This is a genomic window from Bacillus cereus group sp. MYBK30-2 (assembly GCF_051915945.1).
GTDB classification, from domain to species: Bacteria; Bacillota; Bacilli; order Bacillales; family Bacillaceae_G; genus Bacillus_A; species Bacillus_A paramycoides.
Genome location: NZ_JBQAFR010000003.1, coordinates 259917 through 277131, shown reverse-complemented (window position 1 = coordinate 277131; position 17215 = coordinate 259917). Strand labels below are relative to the sequence as shown.

Sequence of the window (17215 nt, the reverse complement as noted above, 5' to 3'; positions counted from 1 at the left end):
GGGGGATTTGATGAGGAAACTGACGAAAACATTTATTGTCTCATTAACACTATGTATTGCATTTACAATTTGGGGGATTATTCCCGAATCTATTATTGGAAAAGGTAGTTTAGGAAATGTAACGACTGCAATTCAGGCTGCGTTAGTTAGTAAGTTTGGATGGTTCTATATTATTTCCGTTTCTATTTTCTTAGGAATTGCTATCTTTTTAATTGTTTCTAAGTACGGTTCAATTCGTTTAGGTAAAGATGATGATGAACCTGATTATAGTTATATGACATGGTTTGCTATGTTATTTAGTGCCGGCATGGGAATCGGTTTGGTTTTCTGGGGCGTTGCAGAACCGTTGAATCATTTATACACACCTCCGTTTGGAGAGGGTGCAACTGAAGAGAGTGCACGTCTTGCACTTCGTTTCTCATTTTTCCATTGGGGATTACATCCGTGGGGATTATATGCACTTGTAGCATTATGTATTGCGTATTTTACATTTAGAAAAGGAAAGGCAAGTACAATTAGTGCGACAGTTGGTCCACTATTTAAGGGCGGTGAACATGGCCGTATTGCCCATATGTTTGACGTTTTAGCTGTATTTGCGACAGTATTCGGTGTGGCGACATCATTAGGACTTGGGGCAAAGCAAATTGCGGGTGGTGTTAGTTATTTAACATCCATTCCAAACTCGTTAACAACACAGTTAGTGATTATCGGAATTGTAACAGTTCTTTATATGTTATCTGCACAAACGGGACTCGATAAAGGGATTAAATATTTAAGTAATACGAATATTATTTTAGCGTTTGCACTTATGATAATTGTATTATTTGCAGGTCCAACAAACTTTATTATGAATTACTTTACTTCAACAATTGGTTCATACATTCAAGAATTGCCAAGTATGAGTTTCCGTTTAAGTCCATTAAATGAAGGCGGAAATCAATGGATTCAGTCATGGACAATTTTCTACTGGGCATGGTGGATTGCATGGTCACCATTCGTAGGGACGTTTATTGCTCGTGTGTCACGTGGACGTACAATTCGTGAGTTTGTTATCGGGGTGTTACTCGTACCAACAATAATCGGTGCGCTTTGGTTCTCTGTTTTCGGAGGAACAGGTATTCACATGGAATTGTTCGACGGAGCGAATATATATGGACAAATTAAAGAAATGGGAACAGAAGTAGGATTGTTCGCTATGTTAGACCAGATGGGTAGTATGGGGCCGGCTTTATGTGTGTTAGGTATTTTACTTATTTCAACATTCTTTATTACATCAGCAGACTCTGCTACGTTTGTTCTAGGGATGTTAACGACACATGGTAGTTTAAACCCACCAAATCGCATTAAAATGGTTTGGGGTATTGTCTTAGCGGTGTTAGCTTCGATCTTATTGTATGTTGGTGGATTAGAGGCGTTGCAAACTGCGTCGATTATTGCGGCATTCCCATTTGTATTTGTTATTTTCTTTATGATTGCGGCGTTGTTTAAAGAGTTGCAAAAAGAAGGACGTATGAAGCAACATTAATAATAGAAGAAAAGGGGCTGATTTTCTATCAGCTCCTTTTTTTATGCACCCTTGTTGCCAATCAAGAGATTAGGAAAAAGTATGTATATCCATACTATTAAAAAGGAAAATCGATATGTTTCGACAATATCCGATATTATGTAAATTATATTCACATTTTTGACAAAAAATTGTCGGAAATGTGTTGTCACTTTTATGTATATGTGCTATATTATTTCCTGTAAGCGATTTCAAATAGTTTTTAAGCGCATTCAAGGGGGACATCTAGAATAATGAAACGTTACGAAAGAAAGTGGAAGCATATTTGCTTGAAACGTGTGGCACATCGAAATGTCCAGGAAAGCACGGAACCAAAGACTGAGACTCGTAAAGAGCATCAAGAGAAGCAATTGGTTTTACAAAAATAGCAATCACTTTTTCGTATATAAATGAAGGTCGATCGTTCGTTGGGGGATGGACGTGAAATAACTTTCAGCTAAGGGGTATTGTCTGATATATAGTATTATGGTAAAAAATAAGCACAGAGCATACGGCGCTCTGTGCTTATTTTTTATCCCGCTATTTGCGGGCTGATTAAAGTTTCACTTTATTTTTCCTTTTTAAATCGTACTGTTTTATCCCAGCCAATTACTTGTTTCTTGCTCTTTGCACGTAAGTAAAGAATGAGACTACGAATAAACAAATATGTAAAGAGCTGTGCGTACGTAAAGTACATAATGACGCTAATGAAAATGTTGGTTGGTGTAAAGGTGCGCTCGACGCTCTGTGCACTAAATAATTGCGAGACATATGTAATATATGCGACATACCACATAAATAGTAACGGAATGCTATATTGAATCTGGAATATCCCGAGCAGTCCAATTACAAACCAAACATTTGAAATGATTAAGAATAGCCAAAAAACGACATACACTAAAACCTGTTGTAAAGAATGGACGAGAAGCTTTCCTTTAAAGAAGCTTAACGAGGAAAACATTTTTTCTAAAATGTATAAATTTCCTTGTAGCCAACGTGTACGTTGTTTAATAAGAATTTTTAAATGCTCAGGTTCTTGTTCCCATGTAATCGATTCCGGAACGATTGGTAAGAGGTAACCTTTTTGTGTAATTCGTAATGTTAACTCAGCGTCTTCAGCAATTGCATAAGGATCATAGCCACCAAGCTCTTCTAATGCAGAACGACGAAGAAGCATATTGGTTCCTGTCAGCGAGCCTGTTTGGAATAGTAACCAGCGTCCAGATTGCATAAGGAGCTGAAAGATTTGAAACTCTAGTGAAATCATTCGTGTAAGCCAGTTTCTTTTCTCATTTACTGTACGAACGTGTCCAACTGCTCCAACTGCATCTTCCACTGTTTCAGCGTGTTCTACGAGCATTCGTAAAGCATGCGGTTCAGGTTGATTATCTGCATCGTAAACACAGAAATATTCACCATCCGAAATGCTAAGGCCATAGTTTAATACACGTGATTTTCCTTTCGGTTCGCCAGGTGGTACACGAATGTGACGAATATGAGCATAAGCTTTGTCGAAATCGTCGCCAATTTCTGGTGTCTCATCTTGAGAGTTATCATTTAATAAATAAACGGTTAGTTTGCCTGGGTATTCAATCTTTGCCATCGCTTCTAATGTATCTTTCATAACGACGCCCTCATTATGGGCCGGTATTAAAATATCTACACTTGGATAATGTTCTAGCGTACGATCTTTTCGTTTACTATTTCGATGAATTAAGCCCGCGAGTGTTAAGAGAGAGTAGTAAACGAGTAAGGCAGAGAATAGGAAGGCAGTAAAAATAAGTACATATTTAATTGAAAATGTGATGCTGATCCAAAAAACGAGTACGCAGAACAGAAGGAATAAAAGGAGTATAATGAGTGTCATCATAACAATGTCTGTCCTTTACTTCCAATTTGCTCTCGCGAAATTTTTATATCTTGGATTGCTTCAGCAGCAAGCCATTGCTCCATTTTTGGCTGTAGGCGGTTCATTACAATATTAGCGCCAGCTTCATTTGTATTTTGTAATAAAATGACCAATGTATTACTGTTATATTCAGCAGCAAGATCAAAGTCAGCTCTTACCGTATCAACTAATAATGAAGCTACACGATCCATGACACTTTCTTTCGTGTATTTACTAAAGGAAGTAAAATCAAAGAAAATGATAATGCCTGTTTCATTACGACGATTCATTGCAGTTGTTAATAATGCTTTTCGTCTTTCGAATTCTTGTCTTGTTAATAATTTTGATTCTCCAATGAATTGCTCCAATACTCTCACTCGTTCAGTTAACTTTTTATTTTCAAGAATAACCTTTTTTAATAGATGGGTTGAGATATAAATAATGAAGAAGTTAGCTGCCATCAGGAAGTGGGTAATAATATATTTCCATTGATCTGATGTACTCCATAAGTGAAGCCACGCTTCATAAAATAAATAGAATACTGAAATAATGGTTCCCAGTATAAAGAAAATAAATGCTGTTTTATCAGCTAAAAATAGGAACAGTATATTTATGATGACATATATAATTGTAAAAATGAGCGCGTGCTCATAGTTCGTCACATGTACGGTAGTAAAATAAAATAAAATTTGTAAAATCCACATAGAAAGGATTTTATAGGATTTATTTTTCACGAAACTTCCCTCCTTAAAGATGATTCGTGCAGGATATTTGTAGTATGCACAATTATTAAGAAATGGACTATGTAGTTGGAATTCTTTTTGGAGCAAGAAACATCAAATAGTATCTCTTTTTTACAAGAAAAAATAAACAGGCCTACTAATTATTGTAACATAATGTCTATACATCTAGACATAAAGTATTTAATATATATATAAAAGCCTCCTCTTTTAAAGAGGAGGCTTTGCATAAAATTATAGGAACATCATACCTGCAACTGCTGCGTTTAAGAAGTTCGCTAGTGTACCAGCGATAACTGCTTTAATCCCTAATTGTGCAATTTGTTTACGGCGGCTAGGAGCTAAAGTTCCTGTTACACCTAATTGAATTGCGATAGAAGAGAAGTTTGCGAAACCACAGATTGCAAATGTTAAAATCATATTTGTTTTTGCAGAGAGCTCTGCCATGTGTGGTCCTAAGTTTGCATATGCAACGAATTCGTTGATTGCAAGTTTTTGACCGATGAAACTTGCTGCTTGTATAGCTTCGTTTGGTGAAACACCGATTAAGATTGCAAATGGTGATAGTAAGTAGCCGAAGATTAAATCAAGGCTAAGTTTAATATCGAACCAAGAGCCAACCCATCCTAATAGACCATTTAATAGAGCAATTAGTGCGATGAAAGCCATTAGCATTGCGGCTACGTTAATAACAAGTTGTATACCTTCAGATGCACCGCGTGCAGCTGCATCGATAACGTTTGCGTCTTCACGCTCTGTTGAAAGTTGAACATTATTATCTACTTTTTCTGTTTCTGGCATAATTAGTTTTGCAATTAATAAACTTGATGGAGCTGCCATAATTGCAGCTGCTAATAAGTGCTCTAATGGAATGCCCATCGCTGCATAACCGACAAGAACTGATCCGGCAACAGCTGTCATACCACTTACCATAATAGTGAAGAACTCACTGTTAGTTAAACGTGCTAAGTAAGGTTTAATTAAGATTGGTGCTTCTGTTTGTCCTAAAAATACAGTTGTTACTGCATTTAAGCTTTCTGCTTTAGAAGTTCCAAGAAGTTTACTTAATGCACCACCAATGACGCTAACAAATTTCTGCATAATACCTAAGTAATATAAGATTGCTACTAATGAACTAATAAATACGATTGGAAGTAGTGCTTGAATAACGAAGATAAATCCCCAAGGTCCTTTTGCGTTGACTAAATCCCCAGCAACGAACTTAATTCCCTCGTAAGAAAAATTGATTAATCCTTGAACACCGTCAGCAGCGTGTTTTAAGCCTGCTTTCCCGGCATCCCATCGTAATACAATAAATGAAAATGTCATTTGTAATGCTAGCGCGATTAAAACTGTGCGCCAATTAATAGCTTTGCGGTTGGAAGATAGTAAGAAAGCGATTGCTAATACTCCAATCACGCCGCCAATTCCCCATAAAAGATTCATGCAGTGTATGCTCCTTCCTCATAGTAAAAAAAGTGTATAAAACAGTTGTCTATACTTCTGCAAATATAACATCTTAAGTAACTTATCATAATGGACATCAGAGGTCAAACGTCTATTGAAAAGTTTAAATAGAAAGAAAATTCTTCAAAAAAACACATATAAAATGAATAGACATGAAATAGGTTATGTTTTTTGTGGAAATATATTCATTATGATAACGCTATGGACAATTTTTGTAGAATATAGTGTACGAAAGAGAAGAAGGAACGCATAATTTTTTCGCGAGAAATAGAATAAGAGGGATTCATATATTGAAACCTTTAAAAAAGAGCCTTCTAGTAAACTAGAAGGCTCTGAATCTATAACTTAAGGTGCTTTCGTATAACCTAAGAAATGGCTTTTCCAATAAGAGTTGCTTAATGAAACGATTGCTACACCTTTATCTCCAGCTTGGATAAATGATCCGCCCCCAAGGTAGATACCCATGTGAGAAGGACCTGCTTTATAAGTGTCTTTGAAATAAATTAAGTCACCTGGCTGTGGACTTGAAGTTTGTGGTAAGCTACTCCAATATCCTGCAACACTTTGGCGGCTAATGTTATGACCAAATTTCTTATATACGTGGTAGATGTAACCACTGCAGTCAACACCGTTAGCAGAAGTACCGCCCCAAACGTATGGTACGCCTTGCATAGATTTCGCGTATGCAAGTAGAGAAGAACTGTCACCGCTATTATTGCTTGTAGTATTATTGTTGTTGTTATTGTTTTGATTGTTATTTTGGTTATTGTTAGGTTTATTATCTACTGCGCCCCCAACTGGTGTTTTAGATAGGAAACGTGTTCCGATGTAACCAGTTTGACCGTTGTAGTTAATTTTGCTCCATCCATAATTTTCAGAGATTACTTGAACCTTCTGTCCTTGTGGAAGTGCGCCTATGATTCTATAATTTGTACCTTCGCCGCTACGTACATTTAGTGCAGAAGCATTAATGTAGTAGTCACCAATTGCACCTTGTTCAGGTTGTTTCGGTTGTTCAGGAGTAGCAGTGCCACCTTTAACGAATTTCATGAATTCGCTACTAACGTAGCCTGTTTTTCCCTGATAGTTAACTTTAAACCAGCTACCTTCAGATCCAATTACGTTTAATGTCGTACCATTTAATACGCCACCAATTACGCTATGGTAAGTAGCAGGGCCTGTACGAACACGTAGGGATGTTGCGTTAACAACGTAAGTACCGCCAGTTTGAACAGTTACATTATTATTTTGCCCTTGGTTGTTACCTTGAGTGACGTTTTCGTTAGAACCGCCTTTTGTTACGTAGTCTTTGCTTAAGTAAGCTGTTTGCCCTGCATAATTGATTTTGAACCAATCTTGAACTTCGCCTACAACTTGTACTACTTGTCCTTGTTTAACAGAACCTACAGTTGGGTGAGAAGTGCTAGGACCTGTACGAACACGAAGGGAAGATACATTTACTGTATAGTTTCCGCTTGCTGGTTGAACAGTTGCTTCATTGTTATTACTGTTTGTAGAACCCGTATTTGAAGAAGCACCTGATACAAATTGGCTACTTACGTAACCTACTTGTCCGTTATGCTTGATTTTTACCCAACCATTTTCTTGACCGATAACGTTTAAAGTTTGTCCTTCATATACACGTCCTGAAACAGAACTAGAAGTGCTAGGACCTGTACGTACACGTAATACATCAGCAGTAACTTTATTGTTTCCACCTGTGCTTACATTGTTATTTGTTGCTCCGTTTTTTGACACAAATTCGCCACTAACATAGCCTGTTTGACCATTATGGTTAATTTTGAACCAACCATTCTCTTCTCCAATTACGTTTAATGATTGACCATTATAAACGCGAGTGATGATGTCGTGAGAAGTACTTGATCCTGCACGAACATGTAATACGTCAGCATTCACCGTATACGATGAACTGTTTGATGCGGAAGCTTGGACAGCTTGTGTAGCAGCTTTTTGTGTATTTTGTTCTGGGGCAGCTTGAACGCTATCAAGTGTAGGTGCTGCTCCTCCTGCTACAGACACTGCCGCAAGACCGGCAAGGTATTTTTTCATAATTTGTCGATTCCTTTCTGTCTGTAATGTAGTGTAGTGTAGTGAAGAAATATTTACCAACTATTAAAAATTCTAAAAGGCATGTCGATTACTGTCAAGACTTATACGGGAATCTGAATATGACAAAAAGATTACAAGAAAAAATCAAGGCATAAATTCATACCTTGATTTCTATTTAAATACATATATTTGTTGTAGAAAGAGAGGAGATTATTCGTATTTAAGAAGATGGAATGTTGGATTTTAAAAGGCTTTGAGAAAATGACTTTTGTAGTAATTTGGTGATAGGACCAACTTGCCCATCTTGAATCGCAGTTCCATCAAGGTGGGTCATCGGTAAAATCTCAATAGTCGTTCCTGTAAAAAAGCATTCATCTGCGTTATAAACATCGCGAGTGCTGAAAAGCTCTTCTTGCACAGGAATTTGAAGGGTGTTAGCTAAAGAAAGGACGTACTGACGAATAATTCCGTTTAAAATAAGATGGTTAGCTGGATGCGTATATAGCGTTCCGTTTTTTATGAGAAAGAAGTTAGATTGGCTACCTTCAGTAACATTACCATTTCGTACGAGAAGTGCCTCTTTACATCCTTTGCGTTCAGCTTTCGTATAAGCTAATACATTTGGTAATAAATTTAGCGATTTAATATCGCAGCGAAGCCAACGAGTATCAGGTTCTGATATGGCGCGTACACCATATTCAATCCATAAAGCAGGCCGTTCCTTTTTGGATATATAAGCATAGATTGTCGGGGGTGTGTCATATGAGAATGCATGTGCACGAGCTTGTACACCACGAGATACTTGTAAATAAATCGTTCCATCTTCATGGAAATTATTACTCTCAATTAGTTTGTAGAGTAATATAATGAGTTCTGCTTTTGAGAAAGGGAGTGATAATTCCATTTCGTCCATGGAGCGATATAATCTTGTTAAATGTGGATCTAATAAGTGAAAGTTTCCGTTATAGAGGCGAATAACTTCATAGACACCATCTCCAAATTGTAAGCCTCTTTCTTCCAGCTCTATGTACGTTTTTTGTTTCGTTGTATCAATAACTGCATCATTCCATAGTACAAATCTTTCGTATGCCAATTTCCGTCCCATCCTTTCATGAGTACACAAATAAAAAAATCACTATAGTTACTGTTATGCAAGTGATTCTCTACATATGACGTATACGTACTTGTAAATATTAGAGAAATAGCGATGATTTATAGCATTTTGTATATACAAATTCGAAAATGAGAAATAAGAATCCTGCTTTTTGAAATAAAAAAAGCAACATTCGATGGAATGCTGCACAAGGAGGGTAGCTATCTTGCATAGGGACATCGTCTTTAAAGGTTTAGTTTATGTAAACAAAACACTTTGAAAGACAATAATAAGAAAGTTGAAAACAAATGATGCGCATATTTCTCTAAGGGATCTTGTTAAAGATGAGAGATAAGAAATATGTGGAACCTTGTTTACGTATTTTATTATAAAGATGCTTCATTAATGTAGTGTAAATATTTGGTGAAGGTTATGTAATTTTAAAGTTAATGTATAGAAGAAGTTATAGAGAGAAATATAAAAAAGAGGCTGAGATTACTCAGCGCTCTTCTTTTCTTCTTTAATAGCTGTTTTTACTTCACCAGTTTTGATCTTATTACTTTTAGAAAAACGAAGTAAGTCGCCCTCAATGAGTTTATCAGACATGTGCAATTCATTTTGTGCACGATCAATTAGTGGTTGAGCTTCTTCTTTCGGTAATTGTACAACTTCACCAGTGTTACGGTCGTAGAATGTACTGTTTGTGTACATGTATTTATCTGTAACGAAGCTACCGTCACGAAGAACAACGAATCCTTTATTATCTGGTGAGAATACGTCATGACCGAATCGAACGTCATCCGTAGAATCTACACCAAGTAGGTTTAGAATAGTTGGTTTAATGTCAATTTCACCAGTTGGTTTTGAAATTGTTTTACCTTCTTTTTGACCTGGAACGTGAATAAACATCGGTGTTTTTTGTAAGTTCATATGGTCAAATGTAGTAATTTCTTCTTTTCCTAAGAACTGTGCCATTGCACGGTTATGGTTTTCAGAAATACCATAATGGTCACCGTAGAATACAATTACAGAGTTGTCATAAATACCTTCTGCTTTTAGACGCTCAATAAAGTGTTTCATCGCTTCGTCTAAGTAGCGAGCTGTTACCATGTAACGGTCAAATACACCATCACCAGAATTGTATTCGTCGATTAATTTCGTACTATCATCATAAGTGAATGGGTAATGGTTCGTTAAAGTAAGGAAGCGAGTATAGAATGGTTGCTTCACTTGTTTTAACATATCGATAGACTGATCGAAGTATTCGATATCTTTTAGTCCCCAGTTTAATTTTGTTTCTGGCGTAATCTTGTAGTCAAGCTCGTTGTAGTAACGATCATAACCAAGTGCCGGATACATAATGTTACGGTTCCAGAATGTTGCGTTGTTTGCGTGGAATACTGCAGTGTAGTATCCTTGCTGACGCAAAATTTCTGGAGTTGCTGTATATTCGTTATTACCGTGTGTGAAGAATACAGCACCGCGGTCTAGTGGATATAGTGAAGTATCTACTAAGAATTCAGCATCAGATGTTTTACCTTGCCCAGTTTGATGGAAGAAGTTATCGAAGTAATAACTTTCTTTCGCAAATTGGTTTAGGAATGGTGTAACTTCTTGTCCGTTAACTGTCGCACCAATTAAGAATGTCTGTAATGATTCAAGAGAGACAACAATTACGTTTTTCCCTTTAGCAACACCATACATATTTGGATCTGGTTTACTTTGTGTTGCTTTCACGTAGTTCTCTGTTTCTTGCAATTTACTACCGTCGGCAAATGCTTTTTGTGAACTTGATTTTGCTTGTAAGCCAAGATCGTATGCTTGGTGTACATATAATCCTAAGTTTTTAACAAGCATAACGCGGTCGAATGAACGAGTTAATAGTTCTGGACGCTCAGTTTCTGCAAGTCCTAGGTTTGCGAAGAAAATAGCAACCGTTGACACGAAGTATAGGGAACGCATCGGACGCGCTACACGCTCTGTCGGTGCAAAATTTTTCTTCTTCTTCAATAGAATGAAGAATACGATAATATCAGCAAATGCCAAAATAATTTTGTAGTTAAATAATTCTTTTACACTAGAACCTAAACTTCCGAAGTTTGATGTTTGTCCTAGTACTGGTAAAGTAACGAAGTCATTGTAGAATCCGTAGAACATTACGTTACCAACAAGAATGAACGTTAAGACAAAATTAATTCCAAGTGCTATATAGTTACGTTTTTTCCCTTTTGCAAATAATGCAAGACCCACAAACAGTAATGATGCTGCTAATGGACTAATGAATAAAATAAATTCTTGCATAAAAGATTCAAGTTTTAAATCGAAGCTTGTGCGTGTAATGATATAGGTTTTTAGCCATACGGCCAAAGCTACGAATAAAGTGAAACGCACATTTTGAAATTGTGATTTCATGGTTTCTTTCATTCATTCCCACCCTTTCTCTATCAGGCTTGGTCGATTTTGGAGCGAAAAATGTCAAAATAAAAAATACATAGTTTTCTTGGCCATAATTAGAGTTTCTATATTCACCCATATACGACTTTAACTATGCATACCCTTTTTGGTTTCTTGTGTTGCTCATAAGCATAACGTCATTTCTGTATTATACAACAAAATTCATTTCTGAGAAACACTATAACATTTTACATTTTTTGTATGTGTTTTGTCACTACCAGAGAAAACTTTAACATTCGTTTATATGCTCGTCAACTAGAAAATATAACAGAAATTGAAAGTTTTTTTGTTGAGAAATATGGAATGAAGAGTTTTAGGTTGCTGTCTAGAAAACTATTATATGAAGGAAAATACGTAAAAATCAGCGAACACTTGTTCTTTTTGAGTTTATTTGTTACAATAAAATTTCATTGATAGATTATGTGTAATTTTGATGAACTTTTACTGATAACATAACATATTGTAGCTTATTTCTTTTGAAGAATAGGGAGGCTTTTGAATGAAACAAAAATTTTCAGCTGAAGCGTTTTGGAAGAAAATAAAACATGTTGCAAAGCAGGCAGGGCAGTCGGTAATTTATGCGAGTTTATTATTGTTTTACGTTTTGCAAAGACCTGATGTTCCAAAACGAGTGAAAATTATTGTAATTGGAGCACTTGCTTATTTCATTGCACCGATTGATGCAATCCCGGATTTCATTGCTGGAATTGGTTATACGGATGATTTGGGTGCGTTAACGGCCGCACTATTACAAGCATCGATATACGTAAATGAAGATGTGAAAGATAAGGCACGAGTGAAGTTGGCAGAATGGTTTAGTTCGGATATAGACACATCATTTATCGATCAAAAATTAGATCAATAGGTGAGAACTGTCATAGGATGACAGGGCGAACGTAAGCGAGGAAGTGCATTATGCCATCAGGAAGAACGCATACGAAAATAAACTTAATATCTCTTCCAGTTGTTTTGTTTATGCTCTTTTCGTATGGATTAACAAATTTTGATTTTTTATTAACTTTTGCAATTGGCTTTTTAGTAGGCACTTCATTTTTAACACCGGATTTAGATACGTACAGTAATGCGTATAATAAATGGGGATTCCTCCGCATTTTTTGGTATCCATATAGGAGCGTAATGCCCCATCGTTCCTTTTTCACACATACGATTATAATTGGTGATATTATTCGTATTGCATACATGTTAATCGTGTTTTCTCCGTTTTTATTCCTATTAAATGTAATAGCATTGGACGGAAATTTAATAGAGATTGCGAAGGAACATGAAGTTGAAATTGTAACGTTTGTAATGGGAATTGTTGTGGCGAGTACACTCCATATTATAGCGGATAAAGTGAATACGCGCCGAAAGAAAATGATGAGAAAAAAGAAGAAACGCAGAAGATAAAGTGAAACTTTAATCAGTGGGGGTTTTGTTCATCCCCACTGATTATTAGTTGAACCAATCGGGCGTTTACGGGCAGTTGATCTCCCACCTAACTTCTTTGCTCCAGCCGAATTTTGAGGTGGGAGTCTTACTGCCCGTTAATGCGGGATAAAGGACACTTGCAAATCGCAAGTGTCCTTTTTTAATTAAACGTTTGTTTAAAAGAAGGATTAAGATTTCAGTACTTTAATACCTTTTACGATATTCCAAACGAAGTAGTATAAGCTAATGATTCCGCAAATACATAAGACAATGATTGCTCCGATTCCAAATGTTACATCAGGTTGTTCAGATCCAACGCCCATAATTCCTAGAATAATTAAACCGATAAATGTAGCGATACTTGGAATTATGTGTGTCCATAGAGCTCGTTTCGCATGTGGTTTTGTTTCAGAATCGCCTACAATCCAAACGATAATAGGGAATAAGATAGGCGCAAATAGTACACTAAAGTATGATAAAGCTGCTAGTATTTTGTTTCCGTTCATATATATCACCTCATAAATAATGTCCGTTGTTATACTTTTATTATGCAGGGAATTTGTCTAGCTTCCTATCGATGAACCTTACAAGAACGTGACGTTTTTGTAAGATTTTCACGCAAGATAATAAAATTTTCAAAAAAATCTTTTTTAATGGAAAATGATATGTTAAAGTAGAAATGAAACTTAGTGAAAACGTTTTCTTAAACGTTTTTTATTTTTAGGCTAAAAGGTATGATGACCTGATAGTCTATTGATAAGGTTATGTTTTATTTAAAAGGGGATTATTGAGGGGGAGAGAACAATGAACACATGGACACAAGTTTATGACCCATTCGGTAACATTTGGATTTCCGCAGCGGTCGCACTTATTCCAATTATCTTTTTTTTCTTAGCTTTAGCAGTTTTCCGCATGAAGGGGTATGTGGCAGGATTTATTACAGTTGTATTAACAATTTTGGTGGCGTTATTTGCGTATAAAATGCCGTTCACAATGGCAATGGCAGCAACCGGTTATGGTTTCTTATATGGATTATGGCCAATTGCTTGGATTATCATTATGTCGGTATTTTTATATAAAATTTCTGTGAAGACAGGTCAATTTGATGTCATTCGTGCATCTGTATTATCAATTACAAATGACCATCGATTACTCGTTATTTTAATCGGATTTTCATTTGGAGCATTTTTGGAAGGGGCAGCAGGATTTGGTGCACCAGTAGCGATCACGGCAGCGCTTCTTGCAGGTCTTGGATTAAATCCTTTATATGCAGCAGGTCTTTGTTTAATCGCAAATACTGCACCAGTAGCGTTCGGAGCAATGGGGATTCCGATTACAGTTGCTGGACAAGTAACAGGCATTGATCCGCATAAAATCGGACAAATGGCTGGGCATCAATTACCATTCTTATCTTTATTTGTTCCATTCTTTATCGTATTTTTAATGGACGGTTTTAAAGGAATAAGACAAACGTGGCCTGCTTTATTTGTAGCGGGTAGTTCATTTGCAATTACACAGTTTATTACAGCGACGTTTTTAGGGCCAGAACTTCCTGATATTACGTCAGCACTTGTAAGTTTAGTAAGTTTATCGCTATTCTTAAAAGTTTGGCAGCCGAAAGAAATTTATCAGTCTAAAGAAGCGAATGGTGAAGTAGCAGCAACGACGGTGACATCTATACCGAAACTAACAGTAGGCAAAGTAGTAAAAGCGTGGTCTCCGTTCATTATTTTAACTGTGATGGTAGTCATTTGGAGCCAAAGTTTCTTTAAAGCATTATTCGCTCCAGGTGGCGCTTTAGAAAGTCTCGTATTTAAGTTTGAAATTCCAGGCTTGCACAATTTAGTAATGAAAGCAGAGCCTATTGTAAATAAAACAACACCTTATGAGGCAATCTTGAAATTAGATATTTTATCAGCGACTGGAACAGCGATTTTAATTGCGTGTATCATTTCTATCTTTATTTTGAAAATGAGTGCAAAAGATGCAGTGGCAACATTTAAAGAAACGTTAAACGAACTAAAAATGCCAATTCTATCTATCGGATTCGTATTAGGATTCGCATTTATCGCAAACTATTCTGGTTTATCTTCTACATTAGCGTTAGCATTAGCAGGAACTGGCGGACTATTCCCGTTCTTCTCACCATTCCTAGGCTGGATTGGCGTATTCTTAACAGGATCAGATACGTCAGCTAACGCACTGTTCTCGAATTTACAAGCAATTACAGCGCAGCAAGTTGGCGTATCTGAAGTGCTTCTTGTTGCGGCAAATACAACAGGTGGTGTAACAGGTAAAATGATTTCTCCGCAATCGATTGCGATTGCTTGTGCAGCAGTTGGTCTTGCTGGAAAAGAATCAGATCTGTTCCGCTTCACATTGAAGCATAGTTTATTCTTCGTTACTATTGTTGGGATTATGACGTATGTGCAGGCTTATTATTTGACTTGGATGATTCCGTAAACAATAAAAGAATTAACCTTTGCATTTTTCAGATTATCGTGTATGATGGGAAAGTATTGAAAATTAAATCAGTGATAAACTAGGGGTGCCTAACGTATGCGTAGGCTGAGAGAGAAGCGTGTGAACTTCTTAACCCTTTGGACCTGATCTGGCTCGTACCAGCGTAGGGAAGTTAACGGCTTTACATAATTATGTCTTTATGAGCCAGGTCCTTATTTTTTTATGGACCTGGCTCTTTTTATTTTGGCATACGCTGGCCATATCTCGTCCTTGTCACGAACAGGGGGGCAATAAAGGTTATGAAACAGTCTGTTTCAGCTGAGCAAATTGAATTGAAATCGAGTTTACCAGGGAGTAAAAAAGTATATGTGGATGGACCACGTGAAGGTATGAAAGTACCGATGCGCGAGATTGAACAAAGCGACACGAACGGCATCCCAAATCCGCCAATCCGTGTGTATGATACGAGTGGCCCTTATACGGATCCTGAGTATAAAGTGGAGCTGGAAAAGGGGATTCCAACGCCGCGCCACTCTTGGATCATCACGCGTGGTGATGTGGAAGCTTATGAAGGGCGCGAAATTAAACCCGAGGATGACGGTGTAAAGGTGGCTTCAAAACATACACCTGTTTTCCCGCAAATGAATCGCAAGCCGCTTAAAGCGAAGCAAGGTGCAAATGTTACGCAAATGCATTATGCACGTAATGGCATTATTACATCTGAGATGGAATATGTTGCGATTCGTGAAGGGGTAGAACCAGAGTTTGTTCGTAAGGAAATTGCGGAAGGACGCGCAATTTTGCCGGCTAACATTAACCATCCAGAAGCAGAACCGATGATAATTGGACGTAATTTCCACGTGAAGGTAAATGCAAATATCGGAAACTCAGCTGTCTCGTCTTCCATTGCAGAAGAAGTAGAGAAGATGACATGGGCAACGCGCTGGGGTGCGGATACGATTATGGATTTATCTACAGGTAAAAATATTCATACAACACGAGAGTGGATTATTCGTAATGCTCCGGTACCAGTTGGAACAGTGCCAATTTATCAAGCGCTTGAAAAAGTAAACGGGATTGCAGAAGATTTAACGTGGGAAGTGTATCGCGATACGTTAATCGAGCAAGCGGAGCAAGGCGTTGATTACTTTACGATTCACGCTGGTGTATTACTTCGTTACATTCCAATTACTGCAAAGCGTACGACAGGTATCGTTTCCCGTGGTGGTTCTATTATGGCGCAGTGGTGTTTATTCCATCATAAAGAAAACTTCCTATATACTCATTTTGAAGAAATTTGTGAAATTATGAAGCAGTACGATGTTTCGTTCTCTCTTGGAGATGGGTTACGTCCAGGTTCCATTGCAGATGCAAATGATGAAGCACAGTTTTCTGAGCTTGAGACACTTGGTGAATTAACGAAAATTGCTTGGAAACATGATGTGCAAGTTATGATCGAAGGACCTGGGCATGTACCGATGCATTTAATTAAAGAGAATATGGAGAAAGAACTTGATATTTGCCAGGGCGCGCCGTTCTACACACTTGGGCCGTTAACGACTGATATCGCACCAGGTTATGACCATATTACATCAGCAATTGGTGCAGCGATGATCGGCTGGTTTGGAACGGCGATGCTTTGCTATGTAACACCGAAAGAACATTTAGGTTTGCCGAACAAAGATGATGTTCGTGAAGGGGTTATTACGTACAAAATTGCTGCGCATGCGGCCGATCTTGCGAAAGGGCATAAAACGGCTCATCAGCGTGATGATGCCCTTTCAAAAGCACGATTTGAATTCCGTTGGCGCGATCAATTTAATTTATCTTTAGATCCTGAACGTGCGATGGAGTATCATGATGAAACGTTGCCAGCAGAAGGGGCGAAAACAGCTCATTTCTGTTCGATGTGTGGACCGAAGTTTTGCAGTATGAGAATTTCACATGATATTCGTGAATATGCGAAAGAAAATGATTTAGAAACGACAGAAGCAATTGAAAAAGGAATGAAAGAGAAGGCAGAACAATTTAAAGAAACTGGTAGTCACTTATATCAATAATACGTTACA

At 37.3% G+C, this 17215-nt stretch carries 13 protein-coding genes and 1 riboswitch; of the genes, 6 read left to right on the top strand and 7 right to left on the bottom strand.

Going from position 1 to position 17215, the window contains the following annotated elements:
- The first annotated feature begins 10 nt into the window (after positions 1-10).
- On the top strand, positions 11-1525 hold the full coding sequence (gene opuD / locus ACTFQM_RS20810; RefSeq protein WP_400530165.1) for a glycine betaine transporter OpuD: 1515 nt from the start codon (positions 11-13) through the stop codon (positions 1523-1525).
- A gap of 272 nt (positions 1526-1797) precedes the next feature.
- A complete protein-coding gene (locus tag ACTFQM_RS20805) occupies positions 1798-1932 on the top strand; it encodes a hypothetical protein (protein WP_002123916.1) in 135 nt (44 codons plus the stop codon).
- 179 nt (positions 1933-2111) lie between these two features.
- Here ACTFQM_RS20805 and ACTFQM_RS20800 read toward each other — a convergent pair whose 3' ends face one another.
- The 6 genes from ACTFQM_RS20800 to ACTFQM_RS20775 form a co-directional block, all read right to left on the bottom strand.
- Positions 2112-3413: a glycosyltransferase family 2 protein gene (locus tag ACTFQM_RS20800; protein ID WP_440036083.1), complete on the bottom strand. Its 1302-nt coding sequence runs from the start codon at positions 3411-3413 to the stop codon at positions 2112-2114.
- The gene (locus ACTFQM_RS20795) at positions 3410-4165 is read right to left on the bottom strand and encodes a dGTP triphosphohydrolase (protein WP_440036081.1); all 756 of its coding nucleotides are present in this window, start codon (positions 4163-4165) and stop codon (positions 3410-3412) included. Before ACTFQM_RS20795 ends, ACTFQM_RS20800 begins: the two co-directional genes overlap by 4 nt.
- A gap of 240 nt (positions 4166-4405) precedes the next feature.
- Positions 4406-5617, bottom strand: a complete 1212-nt coding sequence (locus ACTFQM_RS20790) for a NupC/NupG family nucleoside CNT transporter (RefSeq protein ID WP_440036080.1) — start codon at positions 5615-5617, stop codon at positions 4406-4408.
- 366 nt (positions 5618-5983) lie between these two features.
- A complete protein-coding gene (locus ACTFQM_RS20785) occupies positions 5984-7708 on the bottom strand; it encodes a C40 family peptidase (RefSeq protein WP_440036079.1) in 1725 nt (574 codons plus the stop codon).
- A 220-nt stretch (positions 7709-7928) separates the two neighbouring features.
- A complete protein-coding gene (locus ACTFQM_RS20780; RefSeq protein WP_440036078.1) occupies positions 7929-8813 on the bottom strand; it encodes a D-amino-acid transaminase in 885 nt (294 codons plus the stop codon).
- A 483-nt stretch (positions 8814-9296) separates the two neighbouring features.
- Positions 9297-11225 carry an LTA synthase family protein gene (locus ACTFQM_RS20775; RefSeq protein ID WP_071717898.1) on the bottom strand — a complete coding sequence of 643 codons (1929 nt, stop codon included), beginning with the start codon at positions 11223-11225 and terminating at the stop codon, positions 9297-9299.
- A gap of 529 nt (positions 11226-11754) precedes the next feature.
- Here ACTFQM_RS20775 and ACTFQM_RS20770 point away from each other — a divergent pair.
- Positions 11755-12120 (top strand): YkvA family protein, encoded by a 366-nt coding sequence (locus ACTFQM_RS20770; RefSeq protein ID WP_002174247.1) that lies wholly within the window; start codon positions 11755-11757, stop codon positions 12118-12120.
- Between the two features lie 50 nt (positions 12121-12170).
- Positions 12171-12662, top strand: a complete 492-nt coding sequence (locus tag ACTFQM_RS20765) for a metal-binding protein (RefSeq protein ID WP_002174246.1) — start codon at positions 12171-12173, stop codon at positions 12660-12662.
- 209 nt (positions 12663-12871) lie between these two features.
- On the opposite strand, the gene ACTFQM_RS20760 is transcribed toward ACTFQM_RS20765, so the two are convergent.
- Positions 12872-13189, bottom strand: a complete 318-nt coding sequence (locus ACTFQM_RS20760) for a DUF4870 domain-containing protein (RefSeq protein WP_440036077.1) — start codon at positions 13187-13189, stop codon at positions 12872-12874.
- Between the two features lie 298 nt (positions 13190-13487).
- On the opposite strand from ACTFQM_RS20760, the gene lldP reads away from it, so the two are divergent.
- Positions 13488-15146, top strand: a complete 1659-nt coding sequence (gene lldP / locus ACTFQM_RS20755; RefSeq protein WP_440036075.1) for an L-lactate permease — start codon at positions 13488-13490, stop codon at positions 15144-15146.
- 71 nt (positions 15147-15217) lie between these two features.
- Positions 15218-15333, top strand: a riboswitch (TPP riboswitch).
- Between the two features lie 112 nt (positions 15334-15445).
- Positions 15446-17206, top strand: coding sequence for a phosphomethylpyrimidine synthase ThiC (thiC, locus tag ACTFQM_RS20750; protein WP_048370215.1), 1761 nt, complete (start codon positions 15446-15448; stop codon positions 17204-17206).
- Positions 17207-17215: the final 9 nt, after the last annotated feature.

What these genes read in the sequence shown, in the direction of transcription:
- lldP (WP_440036075.1), top strand. Translation starts at nt 13,488, where the DNA reads ATGAACACATGGACACAAGTTTATGACCCATTCGGTAACATTTGGATT.
- thiC (WP_048370215.1), top strand. Translation starts at nt 15,446, where the DNA reads ATGAAACAGTCTGTTTCAGCTGAGCAAATTGAATTGAAATCGAGTTTA.
- ACTFQM_RS20760 (WP_440036077.1), bottom strand. Translation starts at nt 13,189, where the DNA reads ATGAACGGAAACAAAATACTAGCAGCTTTATCATACTTTAGTGTACTA.
- ACTFQM_RS20765 (WP_002174246.1), top strand. Translation starts at nt 12,171, where the DNA reads ATGCCATCAGGAAGAACGCATACGAAAATAAACTTAATATCTCTTCCA.
- ACTFQM_RS20785 (WP_440036079.1), bottom strand. Translation starts at nt 7,708, where the DNA reads ATGAAAAAATACCTTGCCGGTCTTGCGGCAGTGTCTGTAGCAGGAGGA.
- opuD (WP_400530165.1), top strand. Translation starts at nt 11, where the DNA reads ATGAGGAAACTGACGAAAACATTTATTGTCTCATTAACACTATGTATT.
- ACTFQM_RS20800 (WP_440036083.1), bottom strand. Translation starts at nt 3,413, where the DNA reads ATGATGACACTCATTATACTCCTTTTATTCCTTCTGTTCTGCGTACTC.
- ACTFQM_RS20790 (WP_440036080.1), bottom strand. Translation starts at nt 5,617, where the DNA reads ATGAATCTTTTATGGGGAATTGGCGGCGTGATTGGAGTATTAGCAATC.
- ACTFQM_RS20805 (WP_002123916.1), top strand. Translation starts at nt 1,798, where the DNA reads ATGAAACGTTACGAAAGAAAGTGGAAGCATATTTGCTTGAAACGTGTG.
- ACTFQM_RS20775 (WP_071717898.1), bottom strand. Translation starts at nt 11,225, where the DNA reads ATGAAAGAAACCATGAAATCACAATTTCAAAATGTGCGTTTCACTTTA.
- ACTFQM_RS20780 (WP_440036078.1), bottom strand. Translation starts at nt 8,813, where the DNA reads ATGGGACGGAAATTGGCATACGAAAGATTTGTACTATGGAATGATGCA.
- ACTFQM_RS20770 (WP_002174247.1), top strand. Translation starts at nt 11,755, where the DNA reads ATGAAACAAAAATTTTCAGCTGAAGCGTTTTGGAAGAAAATAAAACAT.